The organism is Rhodocista pekingensis (genome assembly GCF_042665545.1).
In the GTDB taxonomy this organism is placed as follows: Bacteria; Pseudomonadota; Alphaproteobacteria; order Azospirillales; family Azospirillaceae; genus Rhodocista; species Rhodocista pekingensis.
Genome location: NZ_JBHTCM010000006.1, coordinates 168,542 through 185,749 on the forward strand (window position 1 = coordinate 168,542; position 17,208 = coordinate 185,749).

15 protein-coding genes and 1 CRISPR repeat array are annotated in these 17,208 nt (G+C 70.5%); of the genes, 5 read left to right on the forward strand and 10 right to left on the reverse strand.

The genetic code is table 11. From position 1 onward, the window contains the following. Positions 1–2 precede the first annotated feature (2 nt). From ACFQPS_RS05695 to cas2, 3 genes are read left to right on the forward strand one after another with little or no spacing between them, the layout of a single operon-like run. Positions 3–1,346: a TIGR02710 family CRISPR-associated CARF protein gene (locus ACFQPS_RS05695; protein ID WP_377357187.1), complete on the forward strand. Its 1,344-nt coding sequence runs from the start codon at positions 3–5 to the stop codon at positions 1,344–1,346. Then, positions 1,343–2,395: a CRISPR-associated endonuclease Cas1 gene (cas1, locus tag ACFQPS_RS05700; RefSeq protein ID WP_377357188.1), complete on the forward strand. Its 1,053-nt coding sequence runs from the start codon at positions 1,343–1,345 to the stop codon at positions 2,393–2,395. The genes ACFQPS_RS05695 and cas1 overlap by 4 nt, the downstream gene beginning before the upstream one ends. A 30-nt stretch (positions 2,396–2,425) precedes the next feature. Further along, positions 2,426–2,806: a CRISPR-associated endonuclease Cas2 gene (gene cas2 / locus ACFQPS_RS05705; protein WP_377357190.1), complete on the forward strand. Its 381-nt coding sequence runs from the start codon at positions 2,426–2,428 to the stop codon at positions 2,804–2,806. A gap of 225 nt (positions 2,807–3,031) precedes the next feature. Next, a CRISPR array of direct repeats spans positions 3,032–5,890; the repeat unit is 37 nt; unit sequence CCCGCAGCCCTCTCCCCGCTACCGAGGGGACTGAAAC. Between the two features lie 40 nt (positions 5,891–5,930). On the opposite strand, the gene cas6 is transcribed toward cas2, so the two are convergent. The 7 genes from cas6 to ahcY all read right to left on the reverse strand — a co-directional run bounded on the left by cas6 (position 5,931) and on the right by ahcY (position 13,074). Further along, complete coding sequence (gene cas6, locus ACFQPS_RS05710; RefSeq protein ID WP_377357192.1) at positions 5,931–6,839, reverse strand: CRISPR system precrRNA processing endoribonuclease RAMP protein Cas6; 909 nt, start codon at positions 6,837–6,839, stop codon at positions 5,931–5,933. 168 nt (positions 6,840–7,007) lie between these two features. After that, positions 7,008–7,196 (reverse strand): hypothetical protein, encoded by a 189-nt coding sequence (locus ACFQPS_RS05715; protein ID WP_377357194.1) that lies wholly within the window; start codon positions 7,194–7,196, stop codon positions 7,008–7,010. A 38-nt stretch (positions 7,197–7,234) separates the two neighbouring features. Further along, entirely contained in the window at positions 7,235–7,681 is a 447-nt protein-coding gene (locus tag ACFQPS_RS05720) for a PA2169 family four-helix-bundle protein (RefSeq protein ID WP_377357196.1), read from the reverse strand. An 84-nt stretch (positions 7,682–7,765) separates the two neighbouring features. Further along, entirely contained in the window at positions 7,766–7,969 is a 204-nt protein-coding gene (locus ACFQPS_RS05725; protein WP_377357198.1) for a hypothetical protein, read from the reverse strand. A gap of 247 nt (positions 7,970–8,216) precedes the next feature. Beyond that, positions 8,217–8,717, reverse strand: a complete 501-nt coding sequence (locus ACFQPS_RS05730) for a hypothetical protein (RefSeq protein WP_377357200.1) — start codon at positions 8,715–8,717, stop codon at positions 8,217–8,219. A 249-nt stretch (positions 8,718–8,966) separates the two neighbouring features. After that, positions 8,967–11,432, reverse strand: a complete 2,466-nt coding sequence (locus tag ACFQPS_RS05735; protein ID WP_377357202.1) for a PAS domain-containing sensor histidine kinase — start codon at positions 11,430–11,432, stop codon at positions 8,967–8,969. A gap of 325 nt (positions 11,433–11,757) precedes the next feature. Continuing rightward, positions 11,758–13,074 carry an adenosylhomocysteinase gene (gene ahcY / locus ACFQPS_RS05740; protein ID WP_377357203.1) on the reverse strand — a complete coding sequence of 439 codons (1,317 nt, stop codon included), beginning with the start codon at positions 13,072–13,074 and terminating at the stop codon, positions 11,758–11,760. 473 nt (positions 13,075–13,547) lie between these two features. Here ahcY and ACFQPS_RS05745 point away from each other — a divergent pair, with 473 nt between their 5' ends. Further along, positions 13,548–13,775 carry a hypothetical protein gene (locus ACFQPS_RS05745; RefSeq protein WP_377357205.1) on the forward strand — a complete coding sequence of 76 codons (228 nt, stop codon included), beginning with the start codon at positions 13,548–13,550 and terminating at the stop codon, positions 13,773–13,775. 174 nt (positions 13,776–13,949) lie between these two features. Further along, entirely contained in the window at positions 13,950–14,297 is a 348-nt protein-coding gene (locus ACFQPS_RS05750; protein ID WP_377357207.1) for a hypothetical protein, read from the forward strand. A gap of 51 nt (positions 14,298–14,348) precedes the next feature. Here the strand turns inward: ACFQPS_RS05750 and ACFQPS_RS05755 are convergent, their stop codons facing one another. The 3 genes from ACFQPS_RS05755 to ACFQPS_RS05765 form a co-directional block, all read right to left on the reverse strand. Further along, positions 14,349–15,704: a cytochrome P450 gene (locus ACFQPS_RS05755; RefSeq protein WP_377357209.1), complete on the reverse strand. Its 1,356-nt coding sequence runs from the start codon at positions 15,702–15,704 to the stop codon at positions 14,349–14,351. Positions 15,705–15,806: 102 nt separating this feature from the next. After that, positions 15,807–16,487 carry an ABC transporter permease gene (locus tag ACFQPS_RS05760; RefSeq protein WP_377357210.1) on the reverse strand — a complete coding sequence of 227 codons (681 nt, stop codon included), beginning with the start codon at positions 16,485–16,487 and terminating at the stop codon, positions 15,807–15,809. Between the two features lie 10 nt (positions 16,488–16,497). After that, entirely contained in the window at positions 16,498–17,208 is a 711-nt protein-coding gene (locus ACFQPS_RS05765) for an ABC transporter permease (protein ID WP_377357211.1), read from the reverse strand.

The window sequence follows — 17,208 nt, forward strand, 5'->3', positions numbered from 1 at the left end:
AAATGAATGCCGGAAAAACGCTTGTCATTACAATTGGAACTGGAAATGTTGATGAGCTTGAGACGTCCTTGATAACGCCGCTGCGGAAATCGATGGCGGCAGGTGACTGGGCAAAGATTGTCCTCCTTCCGTCGAAGATTACCGTCGAGACCGCCGAAAGGCTGATTCAAGATGGGTCCTGCGGCTCAATGGTGCTCCGTCCCTTGCCATGTCCTGGGGACGAATACGAACCCGATACCTGCTTCGCCCACTTTGATTCCGTGCTGGCCGACCTTATCCATGAAGGGACCTGCCCCCAGAACATCACCGCAGACTTCACCCGTGGGACCAAGGTGATGAGTGCTGCCCTGGTGCTCGCTGCCACACGCCATGGCGTTCCGACTCTGCGCTATATCACCGGCGATCAGCGGGACTCCCGGCACATGGTTGTCGGGGGCAGTGAGATCATCAAGGACGGCAGCACCACTTATGTCACGGCACAACGGCAGTTGGATGCGGCGCGGACCCTGATCGAGTCAGGGAACTTTGCCGCTGTCTTGATGCTGTTGCCCGATCCGGACTCACCGTTCGCGCCGCTGGTTCCAGACAAGCTTCGGGCCGGGATTAGCGCAGCACGAGCCATCGCTGCCTTCTACGCCGCCTGGGACCGCCTGGACTTTGCGAGGGCGGATGACATTTGCAAGGCCGCGATCAGCGCAAGCCTGCCGCAGGGATGGAGTCACTTGGCGGTTCCGGATGGCGCCGGACGATGGGTGCGCCAACTGGCGGAGGGCACGAAGGCCGAAGAAAGCCTGCGCCGTTCCGACAAGACCGGGATGGCTGAACATGCCGGCCGGCTTTCGGCTGAGCTGATCGCCAACGCGCGCCGGCGCATTGCGGAGTCGCAGTTCGAGGACGCCAGCCTGCGAGTCTATAGAGCGACGGAACTGATCGGGCAGGCCCTTCTGTTCGCCCGGGGATTTGATAGTCAGTACATGCCGCCGGACGATCCTGCCGTCGCCGCCTTCAAAGAGGAGATGGATAAGAAAAAGAGTGCCGGAATCGGGCAGGCCAACAAAGACGGGACCCTCACTTTTCCCCGGGATAAGGTCGCCCGCTTTCTGAAACGCCTGGAGGAACCGCTCGGTGCTGAACTGACAAAGCTCGGGGAGAGAACGGACGTGAAGGCTCGCAATGAGAGCATTCTGATTCACGGCTTCAGGTCAACTGGTCCGAAGGATTCGCCCCCTCTCAAGGCTGCCCTGGACAGCCTCCAGAACATCCTGCTCCGGGCCTTTCCCGTATCGGCGGAGAACTGGCTGAGATCGGCGGACGCGGTCCCACCCCGTCTGAATCCCCGCCCGTGACCACCCTCTATGTCACCGTCCCCGGCGCCATCGTGCGCACCGAGAGCGGCTCCCTGTCCGTCTGGATCGAGGTGCAGGCCGATGATGCCGGGCCGGATGACGGTCCGATCCGCCGCAAGCGCCTGACCAGCATCGAGCCGCACCGGCTGGAGACGCTGGTGCTGCTGGGCCAGACGGCGCTGACACCGAATGCCATGCGGCTGTGCATGGCCCACCGCATCACGGTCGCCCTGCTGGATGGCGGCGGCAATCTGGCCGCCCGGGTGGTCCCGCCCGAGGCACGCACGGCCGATCTCCGCCTGCACCAGTACACGCTGCACCATACCCCGGAGGAGCGGCTGATCCGGGCGCGCGGCGTGGTGGCGGCCAAGCTGCACAACGCTGCCGAGGTGCTGCGCGCCGTCCGCAGCAACCAGTCCAACCCGGACATCGCGCGGGCCATCGCGGAGGTGGAGCGGACCGCCGGCACGGTCGCCGATGCCCTCACGCCGGAAACCCTTCTCGGCATCGAGGGCAACGGTGCGCGCCAGTACTTCGCCGGCCTGCGCGCCGCCTTCGTGGGGGACATCCGGTTCACCGGCCGGGCCCAGCGGCCCCCGCCCGACCCCGCCAATTCCATGCTGTCCTTCGGCTATGTACTGCTGGGCAACCGCATCGCCGGGCTGCTGGAGGCGCGCGGCATCGATCCCTGTCTGGGCTTCTTCCATGCGTTGCGTCCCGGCCGGCCGTCGCTGGCCCTGGACCTGCTGGAGGAGCTGCGTCACCCGGTGGTGGACCGTCTGGTGCTGCGCCTGTGCAATCTGCGCATGCTGAAGCCCGACATGTTCGAGCCCGATGCCGAACGGCCCGGGGGCGTGCGCCTGACGGTGGAGGGACGCCGCACCTTTCTGGAGGAATGGGAGGCCCAGCTCGCCCGGCCGCTGCGCGAACAGGGAACGCCGTCCGGTCAGCGCCTGGATGTGCACCGGCTGATCCAGCGCCAGGTTGACCGTCTGGTCGCGGATCTCCGCGGGGGCGAGCCGTACCGCCCCTTCCGCTTCGGCGGCTGACCGGCCCCGGGCGCGGAGCGGGGGGCCATCATGGCGCTGTGGACCGAACCCGACGATGACGAGTTCTTCGAAGACCCGTTCGATGCCGATGCCGACACCCTTGCCACCCTGCTGACCGGGAAGCCGCCGATGAACCGCTACGTCGTTTCCTATGACATCATCGACAACAGGCGCCGGGTGAAGGTGGCGAACTGCCTGGACAGCTATGGCCAGCGGGTGCAGAAGAGCGTGTTCGAGGTGCTGATCTCCAGACAGCTCCATGCCCGCATGGTCCGCGAACTGACCGCCCTGATCGACCCTGGACAGGACCGGATCAGCATCTATCCCCAGTGCGGCAGTTGTGATGCCCGCCGTGTCGATCTGGGGGTTGCGCCGGACAAGCCCGTACACCAGAATTGGATCATCGTCTGAACGTCACGGAAACGGACGGTCGGCGGTGGGGGGAATCGTAACCTCCGGGGCATGTCAGGCGCGGGGACGCTGACGATTCTGGCCAGGGTCTTGGAATCGTGAAGAAAAAGCCCTTCTTCCCGCGCGGCTGGCGGGCAGAAAAGGGGGCTGCGGGCCACCTTGCCGGCCCGGTTACGCGAAACCACCCTCCAGGTCCTTGCTCCGCTTTGCTTTTTCAGGGCTGCACCCGCAGCCCTCTCCCCGCTACCGAGGGGACTGAAACGAGAATAAGCCCCAGAATAACCCGGGCGACAATCCCGGGGCCCGCAGCCCTCTCCCCGCTACCGAGGGGACTGAAACGTGGAGGGACCGCCGCCCAAACGTGACGTCCACGCGGACCCCGCAGCCCTCTCCCCGCTACCGAGGGGACTGAAACCCCCGAAATTCTGGCCGTGGATGGTGATGGTCGTGAGCATCCCGCAGCCCTCTCCCCGCTACCGAGGGGACTGAAACCTGTCGCCACCTCGCGCATGAGGTCCTGCAAGAAATCCCCGCAGCCCTCTCCCCGCTACCGAGGGGACTGAAACAACGCCCCGTCAAGGCGCTTGGCGATGCTGCGGGACAGCCCCGCAGCCCTCTCCCCGCTACCGAGGGGACTGAAACGGCGGCTTCCGCGGCTTTGGTGTCCGCAACGGCCGCGGCACCCGCAGCCCTCTCCCCGCTACCGAGGGGACTGAAACGCGGCGATTTCTTCGTGCAGGCATTCCTCGAAGTCGATCCCCGCAGCCCTCTCCCCGCTACCGAGGGGACTGAAACCCGATGTTCTCCCCCCGCTCGGTGAAGGAAGCGAACTGCGTCCCGCAGCCCTCTCCCCGCTACCGAGGGGACTGAAACGAGAGCATGGGCGGCTCCAAGGACGGACGCTGGGTACCCGCAGCCCTCTCCCCGCTACCGAGGGGACTGAAACCGCCCCTCCGAGGTGGTGTGGCTCGTACAGGTCGGTATCCCGCAGCCCTCTCCCCGCTACCGAGGGGACTGAAACACGGTGCAGGTGTTCATTGCCTCGCAGAACTCGACGGCCGCCCCGCAGCCCTCTCCCCGCTACCGAGGGGACTGAAACCAGACGGCTGGGCCGCCGGACACCCCTTCGTCGCCGTCCCAGCCGCCCGCAGCCCTCTCCCCGCTACCGAGGGGACTGAAACCCTGGACTGGACCAAGGCGGACGTGGACTGCCGCACCAGCCCGCAGCCCTCTCCCCGCTACCGAGGGGACTGAAACCCCGGCTCGGCCCCCGCGTAAGCATCCAGCATCCGCTGGAGCCCGCAGCCCTCTCCCCGCTACCGAGGGGACTGAAACTCTGGCTCGAGGACCGACCGGTAGAATGCGTAGACGGCTTCCCGCAGCCCTCTCCCCGCTACCGAGGGGACTGAAACTCCTTGGTGCCGTCGGCGCGTTCGACTATGGACACGTCCTCCCGCAGCCCTCTCCCCGCTACCGAGGGGACTGAAACCGCGGGGTGTTATTGCAAAGGTTTCGTCGGTGTCGGTCCCCGCAGCCCTCTCCCCGCTACCGAGGGGACTGAAACTGCTGTCCGCGGCCATAGCCATCCCCATCACGATCATCATCCCGCAGCCCTCTCCCCGCTACCGAGGGGACTGAAACGCGCGGGACGCCTGCTCGATCAGGCGGGGGGTTTCGGCCCGCAGCCCTCTCCCCGCTACCGAGGGGACTGAAACAGGTTTCGTCCGTGTCGGTCCCGCCGTAGCGGGTAATCCCCGCAGCCCTCTCCCCGCTACCGAGGGGACTGAAACGCGCCATCGCCCGGATGGCGGGCGACTGTCCGCCGAAGGTCCCGCAGCCCTCTCCCCGCTACCGAGGGGACTGAAACCATCGGCCTCATCGGCCTCGCCGATCTCCCGGCCCAGATACCCGCAGCCCTCTCCCCGCTACCGAGGGGACTGAAACCTCGGCCGCCGCCGCAAGCTCCGGGCTAAACTGGACGCGATCCCGCAGCCCTCTCCCCGCTACCGAGGGGACTGAAACAAAAAAGCTGAGGTGTTCCATAGATTTATCCTTACTCCCGCAGCCCTCTCCCCGCTACCGAGGGGACTGAAACCGGCCGCTCGGGACATCTGTTTCATGGGGGCTTTCTCTACCCGCAGCCCTCTCCCCGCTACCGAGGGGACTGAAACGCTGAGGGGGCAGGACCCTTACCGGGGCCCCGAACTCCACCCCGCAGCCCTCTCCCCGCTACCGAGGGGACTGAAACGATCCCGAAGGTCCGGCCGTGAATGGTAAAGGTCTCAATCCCCGCAGCCCTCTCCCCGCTACCGAGGGGACTGAAACTCGGGCTCGCCGTCGATCCGTGCGCTGGGGCGGTGTTCGCCCGCAGCCCTCTCCCCGCTACCGAGGGGACTGAAACACGAGGCAGTCCGGGGCGTAGACCCACCACTGTCGGCCGCCCCGCAGCCCTCTCCCCGCTACCGAGGGGACTGAAACGCGCTGGACGCGGACGATCCCCTGCCCCCACGCCTCCCCGCAGCCCTCTCCCCGCTACCGAGGGGACTGAAACAGCGGCAGGGCCGCCTGCACCAGCAGGGAGAGCTGGTGCCCGCAGCCCTCTCCCCGCTACCGAGGGGACTGAAACCAGCCGGCGCCGCCATGATCCCGCTCGAAGTCGTCACAACCCGCAGCCCTCTCCCCGCTACCGAGGGGACTGAAACGGGCCGCACCTCGACGCAAACGCCGCCGAGGTACGAGCGCCCGCAGCCCTCTCCCCGCTACCGAGGGGACTGAAACGTCATGCGCCAAAGCGCGTAGGCCAGCGCCTGCCTTGCCCGCAGCCCTCTCCCCGCTACCGAGGGGACTGAAACTTCATAGGACGCCTCGGCCAGCCGACCGATCAGGTCGGAGCCCGCAGCCCTCTCCCCGCTACCGAGGGGACTGAAACCCGCTCTTCCCGCTGCACACAAAGCTGCGACGCGCAGTACCCCCGCAGCCCTCTCCCCGCTACCGAGGGGACTGAAACTCGGACTTGATCCCCTTGATGATCTCGGAGACCGCTTCCCCCCGCAGCCCTCTCCCCGCTACCGAGGGGGGAGAGGTGCGGGCGGTTCGTTCCTGCCGGGGATGGAGGGGGCGGGGGTCACTCCAGGGGCTGGATGAGCACCTGCCCCAGCCCGAACACGGTGGCCTTGCCCAGATGCACCCAGCCGAGGGCGGCCAGCAGAGGCCAGAGCGGTCCCGGTCCCTCCGGCAGGTCGAGCGAGCCTGTCACCCCATGCAGGTCCAGTTCCCCCTGATTGGCGGAATACCGGTGCAGGCGGGCCGGGCTGCCCCGCCACCGGCCGGCCGGCAGCGCCCGCGCCCAGGCGAGCGCCGGCCCGTTCAGGGCCGACAGCGCCGCGGCCCCGTTCCCGTTCCCGTTCCCGGCCAGCCGGCACAGCCGCCGCAGGCCGACCACCACAAGGTCCGGCAGGGTGGGCTGGTCGATCAGCCGCCCCCGGCGCAGCATCCGCACCGGCACGTCGAAGACCAGACGGCAGGGCAGCCCGGCCGGGCCACCCGACGCCGCGCCCAGGGGCCAGACCACCTGATCCAGGCCGAACGGCCCGGCCGTGCCCGCCCGCACCTGCCCGTCCGGCCCCAGTGACCGGATCGCCCGGACGGAGAACGGTCGGCGCTCCGGCCCCAGCCCGCGTGCCGAGGCCAGCAACCAGCCCTCCAGAAGGGGGGCGTCGTGGTGCAGGGCCTCTCCCATGCTGATCCATTCCACCGCCGGCCAGTCCACCGCATCCGGGGGCGCGGGGCGCAGCAGATACAGCGGATGCGCCTCTGCCCCCGATTCGGCACGCCCCTCGAAAATGGCGGCATAGCAGCCCGGGTCATGGTCGTGCAGAGCCGCCCCCCAGACCCCGCGCAGCATCGGCACCGTGGTCATCACGCCCGGCGTGTCCAGGACCAGTCTCCGTGCCTTGACATGCACCGAGGCGAGGGCGGCGCGCAGGTCATCGACCAGGGCGGAGGCCGGGGGCAGGTCGGTTGTCGGGAGCATGTGCAGGGCTGGACTCCAAACCGGACATCTCGGAAGCCCCAGCTTTCATCGAGCCCCGCCGCGCGTCAACGCGCAGCGGGCGCAGACGGCATGATGCGTGCCGCCGGATCGTGCAGGCGGGCGCAGCGCACAGCACCCTGGACCCAAACCGATAAAACGGCTGTAGGACTAACGGTCCTGACCCTCCGTCTCGAACTCGGCGGTCGGGGCGGTCTCGACCAGATCGGCCACGGCCTCGAAGGCGCGGGCGTTGTGGTCCATCTGCGGCTTGATCGGCACATTCTGGTCGCCGACATGGCGGAAGAACTCGGCCGCGTCGCGCAGCAGCTTGGCGGCGATCTCTGCGTTGGTGCTCATCGCTCTGTCTCCTGCGGGGTGGGGGTGGGAAACCGCCCTCAGGCGGCGTGAGAGGCCCGCCGGACCGTCAGGCGGTCGCGGTCCTCGCGGATGCGGCCCGCCTGTTCCAGCACGCCGGCCGCCACCTCCGGCGGCAGATCGGCGGCAAGCGCCTGCTGGAACCGCTCCAGCGTGCCGTCCTCGCCGCGGACAAGGCTGTCCAGGATCGCCCCGCCGTCGCGGTCGCGGAAAACGGATTGCAGGTCCTCCAGCATCCGCTGGGCTCCGCCCAGCAGCGTGCCGGTGGCTTCGGGGGCGCCGCCGATGGTGGCGACCAGCCGTTGCAGCTCGCGCACGATGGCGCCACGGCGGGCGCCGATATCGTTCAACAGGGACTTCAGATCGGGGTCCGGCGCGTTCTCGGCCGCCCGCTGGAAGCCCAGATGGCTGTCCTCGGCCGCCCGGATCAGCTCGTTCAGCGTATCGACGATCCTGTCGCGTTCCATTCCGCCGTCCCCCCGCATCTCCCCTGTCCCAGGCAACCCGGCGCCGGCCCCGTGGTTCCAGGTCCTCGGTCCCGGCTCCCCGGCTCAGCGCGGGGGCCGGCCACGGGCGAAGGCGGCGGCGGCCTTCATCAGCCGCTCCATCTCGCGGATACGGTCATTCTGCCGCCGGATGCGGTCGGGCTGCCTGTCCTGGCCGGTTTCCCCGGCCGGTTGCGGGTCGGCCGGTTGCTGGCCGGCCGGGTGCTGATCGGGGGAACGCCGGGTGTCGGGTTTTTCGCCGCCGGGCATGATCGGTCCCTTTCCTCGGGTCGGACTGCTTCCTCGGGTCGGACTGCTTTCTCGGGTCGGACTGCTTTCTCGGGTCGGACTGCCCGACCGCAACGGAGCAGACGTCCTCCGGGTTCCGCCCGGTCGCGCCGATCCGAAGGTTGCCACGATTACCTGTCAGAAATGCTAATGGACGGTGACCGTCCCCGGGAAGAGGGGCCGCACCGGGCCGCCGCGTCAGCGGCGGCACGCGCGGGAGCGCCGCCCGTCAGCGGCCGGGTGCCGCCGCCAGACAGTTCTCGACGATGGCGTAGCAGGCCCCGGCATCGCCCGAATCCTCGCGGTAGATCAGCCGGCTGACCCGGTCATTCTCGACCGTGAAGGTGGCCGTGCAGCCCGACGGACCGCCGCCTCCGCCCAGCGGGATGCCAAGACCGAGCCCCAGCCCGACATTGCCGCCGCCCCCGCCGACCCCGACGCCCAGGCTGCTGCCGGAGGAACGGCCGGGCTGGACGGAGGCGTAGGTGAAATACTCCGCCCCGCCCGCCTGCTCGCGGCGGTCGGGCACCCCGGCGCAGGACAGCAGGGTCTGCACCGGCATGCCGACCAGGATCTGCCGCGCCGCCTGCGCCTCCTCCGCCTGACGGGAGGTGCAGCCGGCCAGCAGCGGCAGGACCGCCAGGGCCGCCAGCAGCGCCGCCCGGCCTCCTGCCGCGCCGGCCTTCGACACCCCGGGTTCTGGCGCCCCGGTATCCGAGATTGTCCGCACGCCCCGCCTCCCGTTCCCCGGGACCGCCGGTCCCGTGCTGCGCTCTTCCGCCTGCCAACGCCGGTCTGCCAACGCCCGTCTGCCAACATTGTTCTGCCGGCACGTCTGCACAACCGCGCAGCCCTCCGCCGGTTCCGGCGCCGTGGGCGGCGGCCCAGGCGGACAGGGAGACGCCAGGATAGGGGAGGGGTCCCCGCTCGCCCAGCCCTCCGGAGGGAGAGGTCCGCACGGCGGAAGGGGCGGGCCGGGTCAGCCGGCGGCGGCCTTCCCGGCGACGGGTTCGGCCAGGGCCGGGCCGGTCGGCAGGCGGCAGCGCACCTCGGTGCCGTGTTCCGGCGCGCTCTCGATCTCCACCCGGCCGCCATGCAGCTCGATGATGCTCTTGACCAGGGACAGGCCCAGCCCGGCGCCGCCGCTGCGCGACTGGTGGTGTGCGCGTTCGAAACGGCCGAAGACGCGCTGCTGGTCGTCCTGCGGGATGCCGATGCCGGTGTCGCGCACGCCCAGCACGACCGCATCCCCCTCGCGCCGGGCGGACAGGACGATGCGGCCGCCGGCGGGGGTGAAGCGGACGGCGTTGCTGACCAGGTTGAACAGCGCCTGCTTCAGCCGCTTCTCGTCGGCCTCCAGGGTGCCGATGCCGGCCGGGATCTCGGTGCGCAGATCCAGCTCCTGCTGCCGCGCCCAGTCGCGGGTCAGCGTGGCGACCCCGTTCAGCAGGCCGGCGATCTCCACCGGCGCCCGTTCCAGCACCATGAACCCCGCCTCGATGGTGGCGAGGTCCAGGATGTCGTTGACCAGGGACAGCAGGCGCCGGCTCGCCTCCAGCACGCCGCGGGCGTATTCGATCTGGCGGGGATTCAGCGGGCCGAAGTACTGGTTGTTCAGGATTTCCGCGAACCCCATGATCGCGTTCAGCGGGGTGCGGAGCTGGTAGCTGACATTGGCGATGAATTCCGACTTCAGCCGGTCCGCCGTCTCCAGCGCCTCGTTGGTGGCGCGCAGGGCCTGTTCCACCCGGGCGCTGTCGGTCACGTCCATGGCGCTGAACAGCACGGCCCCGTCCGGCAGGGGGACCTGGCTGTAGGTCAGCACGCTGCCGTCCACCCGCTCCATCCGGCTGGTGCGGGGCATCCGGTCCAGCAGGCCCGCGACCAGCTCGGCCCGGCGCGCGGCCCAGTCGCCGCCCACATCCATCAGCGGCCGCACCCGCTCGACCAGGGCGGCGATGTGCGGTTCGCCGGCGAGGTCCGCCTCGCCCAGCCGCCACAGCCGCAGGAAGGCCGGGTTGTGCAGCTTCAGCCGGCCGTCGCCGCCGAACACGGCGACCGCCTCCTCCAGATTGTCCAGCGTCTCCTGCTGCACGGCCATCAGCGTGTTGTAGGAGGACTCCAGCGCCAGCGTGTGGGTCACGTCCTCCTGCACGAACATCAGCCCGCCGAACGGGTGCGGCACCGTCAGCGTGCGCAGGGTGCGGCCGTCGGGGAGGTGGACCATCTCCTCCTCCGGCTCCAGCAGCGAGGTGAACTGGGCCAGCCGCTGCCGCTTCCAGCGGGGGAAATCGACCTGTTCGGTCAGCTTGCGCCGGGCGCGCATGTCCTCCAGCAGCTCACCGTAGCCGGGTTCGCTGTCCAGCCAGACCTCGTCCAGGCCCCAGAGCTGGGCGTAGGCGCGGTTGTAGAAGCGCAGCCGGGTGTCGGCGCCGAAGATGGCGATGGCCGAGCCGAGCTGCTCCAGCACCTCGGCATGGGCGGAGACATGGCGCTCCAGCTCGTCGGCGATCTCCTGCTCGCCCGTGATGTCCAGCCCGAACCCCAGTTGCAGGTCGGGGCGGTCCAGCGGCATCTCGGTCAGGCGGAACAGCCGGCGGTCGCCGTCCACCACCAGATAGCGGCTCTCCGTCTCGGCGTGGGCGCCGTTGCGGGCGCGCATGGCCAGATCGCGCGGGGGCAGGGCCAGCGCCCCGCCCGGCAGCTCCAGGCCCAGATCCACCACCGCGCGGGGGTCGGCGTCCAGCAGCCGGGCGAAGGCCCGGTTGCACCAGACGATGGACAGGTCGGCCCCGCGCAGCCAGACCGGCACGGGCACGGTATCGAGGGCCAGCGACAGGCGCCGGCACTCCTCCTCGGCCCGGTTCCGGGCCTCCACGCCGCGGGCGAGATCGGTCGCCGTCGCCGTCATGTCGCGCAGCCAGAGCAGGTCGAAGCGCTCGCCGTCGCCCGTTCCGGCACGGCGGCCGGCAAGCTGGAAGACGCGCCCGCCGTCGGCCCGGCGCACGGTCAGCAGGAAGGGCTCGCCGGTTTCCTGAAGATGGCGGAAGGAGCCGTGCAGGGCGGCGGCGTCGGACGGGTCGAGCGCCGTCTCCACATCCTCCAGCCGGCGGGCTTCGGGGATGGCCAGGGCTTCGGCGAAGCGGGGACTGGCGGCCTGGGCGCCGCCGGTGCTCCAGGCGCACCAGGGATCGGGGCTGGCGGCGACCAGCGCGCGCAGGTTGCGCACCTCCGTCTCCGCCCGCTGCACCTCCGCCCAGCCGGCCGCGGTCAGGGTCCGGACACGCAGCAGCGCGCCCCCCAGGCCCAGGCCCAGCGCCAGAACCGCGGCGGCAAGCAACGCCGGCGGCAGGCCGCTGTCCGAGAGCGCAAGGAACGCCACGCCGGCCAGGCCCAGGATGCCCGCCCCGATGCCCGCCAGATATGTCCCCAGAGGCGGTCTCACGCCGGCGATTCTAAGCCCCCCGGCCGGCAAAGCAAAGCGGCGCGCCCGGTCGGGGGCGCCGGCAGTCCGTTTTTCCCACGTCACCCGTAATGGACTCCATCGAACAGACGGTTTCTCGCGTCTGCGGGGAAGCGGCCATACCGCCATCCGCGGGCGGTCCGGCGTCCGGCGGGACCGCAGGGTCCATTCCTAAAGCACCTCCGGCACGGCACAAGCGCCCGAAAGGGGCGTGACAATCGCTGGTCCGGGAGCCGGGACCCGGAAACGGAACCGGCCGGGGGGCGCCCCCCGGCCGGTGTCTGCGTCCAGCGATGTCCGCCCGCGATCAGTAGCGGTAGTGGTCCGGCTTGAACGGGCCGGCCTGGGACACGCCGATGTACTCGGCCTGCTTGGAGGAGAGCTGGGTCAGCTTCGCGCCGATCTTGTCCAGGTGCAGGCGGGCGACCTTCTCGTCCAGGTGCTTGGGCAGCACATAGACCTTGCGCTCGTAGTTCTGGTGGTTGTTCCACAGCTCGATCTGGGCCAGCACCTGGTTGGTGAAGCTGGCCGACATCACGAAGCTGGGGTGGCCGGTGGCGCAGCCCAGGTTCACCAGACGGCCCTTGGCCAGCACGATCAGGCGCTTGCCGTCGGGGAACACGACCTCGTCCACCTGCGGCTTCACCTCCTCCCAGCGGTAGTTCTGGAGGGCGGCGATCTGGATCTCGCTGTCGAAGTGGCCGATGTTGCAGACGATGGCGCGGTCCTTCATCGCCCGCATGTGGTCGAGCGTGATGACGTCCACGTTGCCGGTGGCGGTGACGAAGATGTCGCCCAGCGGGGCGGCCTCGTCCATGGTCACCACCTGATAGCCCTGCATGGCGGCCTGGAGCGCGCAGATCGGGTCGATCTCGGTGACCAGCACGCGGGCGCCCTGGCTGCGCAGGGATTCGGCCGAGCCCTTGCCCACGTCGCCGAAGCCGGCGACGACGGCGACCTTGCCGGCCATCATCACGTCGGTGGCGCGGCGGATGCCGTCCACCAGGGACTCGCGGCAGCCGTACAGGTTGTCGAACTTGGACTTGGTGACGCTGTCGTTGACGTTGATGGCCGGGACCTTGAGGGTGCCCTTCTTCATCATCTCATACAGGCGGTGGACGCCGGTCGTCGTCTCCTCCGACAGGCCGCGCACGTCCTTCAGCATCTCCGGATACTTGTCGTGCATGATCTGGGTGACGTCGCCGCCATCGTCCAGGATCATGTTCGGGGTCCAGCCGGCATGCGGACCCTCGGCCGGCCCGCGCAGGGTCTGCTCGATGCACCACCAGAACTCCTCCTCGGTCTCGCCCTTCCAGGCGAAGACGGGGATGCCGGCGGCGGCGATGGCGGCGGCGGCGTGGTCCTGGGTGGAGAAGATGTTGCACGACGACCAGCGCACCGTGGCGCCCAGTTCCACCAGCGTCTCGATCAGGACGGCCGTCTGGATCGTCATGTGCAGGCAGCCGACGATGCGGGCGCCCTTCAGCGGCTTCGTGGCGCCGTATTCCGCGCGCAGGGCCATCAGGCCCGGCATCTCGGTCTCGGCGATGGCGATCTCCTTGCGGCCCCACTCGGCCAGGGAGATGTCCTTGACCTTGTAGTCGGTGAAGGCGGTGGCGGACATGACGGTCCCTCGAAGGTTGGGCGATCCGGCCGGGATCCTGGGCGGGCCGGATGCGGGGTCTGGCCTGGGCCGGCGCGCGGACGGTCGTGCCGCCGGGGCGCCGGGCCGGGCTCGGGTTTACCAGCGGGGGCCTGGACGGGCAAGCATAAAGATATCTTTATGTGTCTATCCGAAGGGTGCGGTCCGGGACCGGACGCCGCTCCCGCGACCGCGCCGGCCGCGGCGCGCCGGGGTCTTGCGCGGCGGGTGGAATCCCTGTATCCAGCGCGCGTCCCGCTGCCGGCATGATCGGCGGCGCCCCGGTCCATGGGGTGCCGGCCGCCCCGTTCCGGCAGCCGGCGGCCGCGCGTGCCCATGACGTCCTGCCCTGCCGGGACCGGACGGCGGCCGCAGGCCAGCGGACCCGACGCGGCGCTCCTGCCGCGGCGAACGTGTTTCGGGGCCCGTCCGCGGGCCGGACCAGGGAGTCAGGGATGCTGAAGGAACCGACCGCCGGCAAGCGCATGGAGATGGGCTTCGTCATCGGCCTCTTGGGCGCGGGCTTCGGCGGCGTGGTCGGCGCGATCATCTTCGGCGCCTCGGGCGACGGCGGCAGCGCCACCATCGGCGGCGTGGTCGGGGCCGCGCTGGGCGCCGGCTTCTTCGGCATGATCGGCGCCAACATGGCCAGCACCACCTTCAACGACACCGACGCCGACTGACCCTGGCGCCGACTGATCCCGGCGCCGGCCGGCCCTGGCGCCGGCTGGCCCGGCCGGCAATGTCGGGCGCGCTCCCGCCGCGGGATCGCGCTCGTCCGGGCTGCCGTCCGCCCTCCGGAACGGTGCGTTCCCTGTCGCTTGCGCAATCATAGGCCCTCTCCCTATCATCGCGCGATGCCGACCGAGATCCGCCACATCATCTTCACCGGGGACGAGGTGATCCGCGCCCTGGTGGAATACCACAAGCGGTCCGGCAACCCGCTGCCGCCCGGCACCGTGATCCGCTGCCACTACGAATCCCTGCCGGACCTCTGCTGCGCCCTGCATCTGGCGCTGGACGCCGACGGTTCGCGCCAGGTCTTCCGGATCGAGCAGACGCATCTGGCCGCGGCCCTGATCTTCTTCTGCATCCACAACCGGATTCCGCTGCCGACGCGCGCGACCAAGCAGATCCAGCTCCTGAACGAACAGTTGACCCTGGTCGTCACCCGGACCCCGGCCAACGACCGGCCGCAGCGCTGAGCCCGGGCGCTGAACTCCGGGCACTGATCCCCAGGAGTCCGACCCCGGCCCTCACGCCGCCGGGCGCACCGCGAAGGCCAGCGAGAACGGGTCCAGGGCCGAAGGCAGCGGCCGGGCCGGGTCCAGCCGTCCCGGATCGCCCATGTGGAAGCGGTGGCGCTCCAGCAGCGCCGCCAGGGTCAGGCTGGCCAGCAGCGGCACCAGATGGCGCGCCGGGCATTTGCCGGGGCCGCCGCTGAAGGGCAGCAGCGGCCAGCCGGCAGGAAGGCGCGACTCCCGCCCGCCGTCCAGCCACAGCGCCGGGTGGAAGCGGTCGGCGAAGGGCAGGGTCTCGTCGTCGCGGTGGAAGAAGGGGGCGACGATGGCGATGCCGGTGCCCGCCGGCATGGCGCCGTCGTGCCACAGCGTCTCCTGCGTCGTCTGGCGCAGGATCAGCGGCGTCGTCGGCCACAGCCGCAGCCCTTCCAGAAAGGCGGCGCGCAGGAAGGGCAGTTCCGGCCCGCCGCCGGCCGCCTCGGCCGCCGCGCGGTCGGCCGCGCCCGGTTGCGTCGCCAGCAGCGCCAGGGCGCGGAACCCGGCGATGCCGGCCGGGCCGGCGGCGAACAGCCACTGCGTCACCTGGTCCGTCGGCGCCGTTCCCGGCGCTGCCGGCAGGTCGGCCGCGGCGGCGGCCAGGGAGCCCGGCTCCGCCCGCGCCAGATGCTGCGCCAGCCGGCGGTGGAAGCGGGCCCGCAGCGCCGGGTGGCCGGGGTGCAGGAAGGCCCAGTTGGCGGCGGCGCGCAGCCGGACCAGCATGTCCGTCAGCTCATGATCCTCACGCGCCGCGTCGCCCAGCACGACCCGGCGGACGATGGCGGACCAGGCGACGACGAAGTCGCTCCAGCCGATCATGCTGCCGGCGCGGTCGGCCCAGCGCAGCAGGGAGTCCACCTCCTGCCGGACGACGGTGGCGAAGCGGTCGGCCAGCGGATGCACCCGGCGGTCGCTGGCCAGGGCGGCGTCGCTGAAGCGGCGGCGCACGTCCCGCGCCGGCCCGCGGGAAATCAGCGAGCCCCGCGGTTCCAGATGCGCCAGGGCGGCGTGCTTCTCCGAACTGTCGGGAGAGAACGGGTCGGGCGTCCAGTCCAGCACGCGGCGGACATCCTCCGGCGCGAAGACCAGGGCCTGCGACCGGCCCGGCAGCCGCAGCATCAGCGGCCCCTCGCCATAGCGCCGGCGCAGCGCCTGCATCCGCCGCACCATGCGGCGGTCCAGGTCCAGCCGCTCGGCCAGCGCCACCATGCGGGGCCGGCGCAGGATCACGCCCTTGGCGATCGGCGGCCCCAGCAGATCGGCCAGCGCCGCCGCCGTGTCCGCCACGCTCGCCTGTGGCAGCCGGTCCCCCGCCCTGGCGGAATACGCCGTCATCCCTTCCTCCCCCGCGCCGGTCCGTCGTTCCGGGACAACGGGCGCGGCGACCGGGGCGTTCCGCAGCGCGGCACGATTCCGGGAGGGGTGAAGGGTGAGGGATCAGCGGCGTTCGTGCGCCAGCCGGGCTTCCGCGGCGCGGATAACGCGCGTGAGGGCGTAGTTCATCGCCAGATAGAGGGCACCGGCGATGACGAACACCTCCACCGGCTGGAAGGTGCGCGAGGCGATGGCGCGCGCGGCGCCCGTCAGCTCCATCAAGGTGATGGTGGAGGCGAGGCTGCTGGCCTGCACCATCTGGATCATCTCGTTGCCATAGGCGGGCAGCGCCTGCCGGAACGCCTGCGGCAGCACGATGCGGCGGAACAGCAGCGGCCCCGGCATACCGACCGCCCGCGCCGCCTCGATCTGGCCGAAGGGCACGGCACGGATGCCGCCGCGGATGATCTCCCCGGTATAGGCGGCGGTGTTCAGCGTCAGCGCCAGGATGGCGCACCAGTAGGGTTCGCGCAGGAACGGCCAGAGGATGCTCTCCCGCACCGTCTCGAACTGCCCCAGCCCGTAGTAGATCAGGAAGATCTGCACCAGCAGCGGGGTCGAACGGAACAGGAAGGTGTAGCCGCCCGCCAGGACCGATACGGCCCGGATGCTGGACAGGCGCAGCGCGGCGATGCCCACGGCCAGCACCAGCCCCAGGACCAGCGACAGGGCCACCAGCTCCACCGTCACGACGGCACCGGACAGCAGCGACGGCAGGCTTTCCAGGATCAGGCGCGGGTCCATGCCGGTCCTCCTAACGCACGGCGCGGCGGACGCCGCGCTCGGCCCGCCGCTCGGCCCACTGGAAGGCGGCGTTGGAGGCGGTGGTCAGGACCATGTAGATGGCCGCCGCCGTCAGATAGAAGAGGAAGGGCTGCCGCGTGGCGCCGCTGGCGACATAGGACACGCGCATCAGCTCCGCCAGCGCGGTGACGGAGACCAGGGCGGTGTCCTTCAGGGTCATCTGCCAGACATTGCCCAACCCCGGCAGGGCGTAGCGCAGGGCCTGCGGCACGACGATCCGGCGCAGGATCAGGCGGCGGTGCATGCCCAGGGCGCGGGCCGCCTCGATCTGGCCCGACGGCACCGCCTGCACGGCGCCGCGGATCACCTCCGCCGCATAGGCGCCGGAGACGGTGGCGACGGCGGCCACGCCGACGGCGAAGGCCGACAGCTCGATCCGCCCGCCATAACCGAACACCCCGGCCACCCAGCTCACGAAACCGCTGCCGCCGAAGAACAGCAGCCAGATCACCAGCAGCGCCGGGACGCCGCGGATCACGGTGGTATAGACCTCCGCCAGCCCGCGCAGCACGGCATTGCCACCCAGCCGGGCGGCGGCGGCCAGCGAGCCCAGGACCAGCCCGCCGGCGAAGGACAGCACCGCCACCGCGACGGTGACGCCGGCGCCGCCCAGGATCTCGTCGCCCCAGCCTCCGGCGCCGAACCTCAGAAGCTCGAGCAT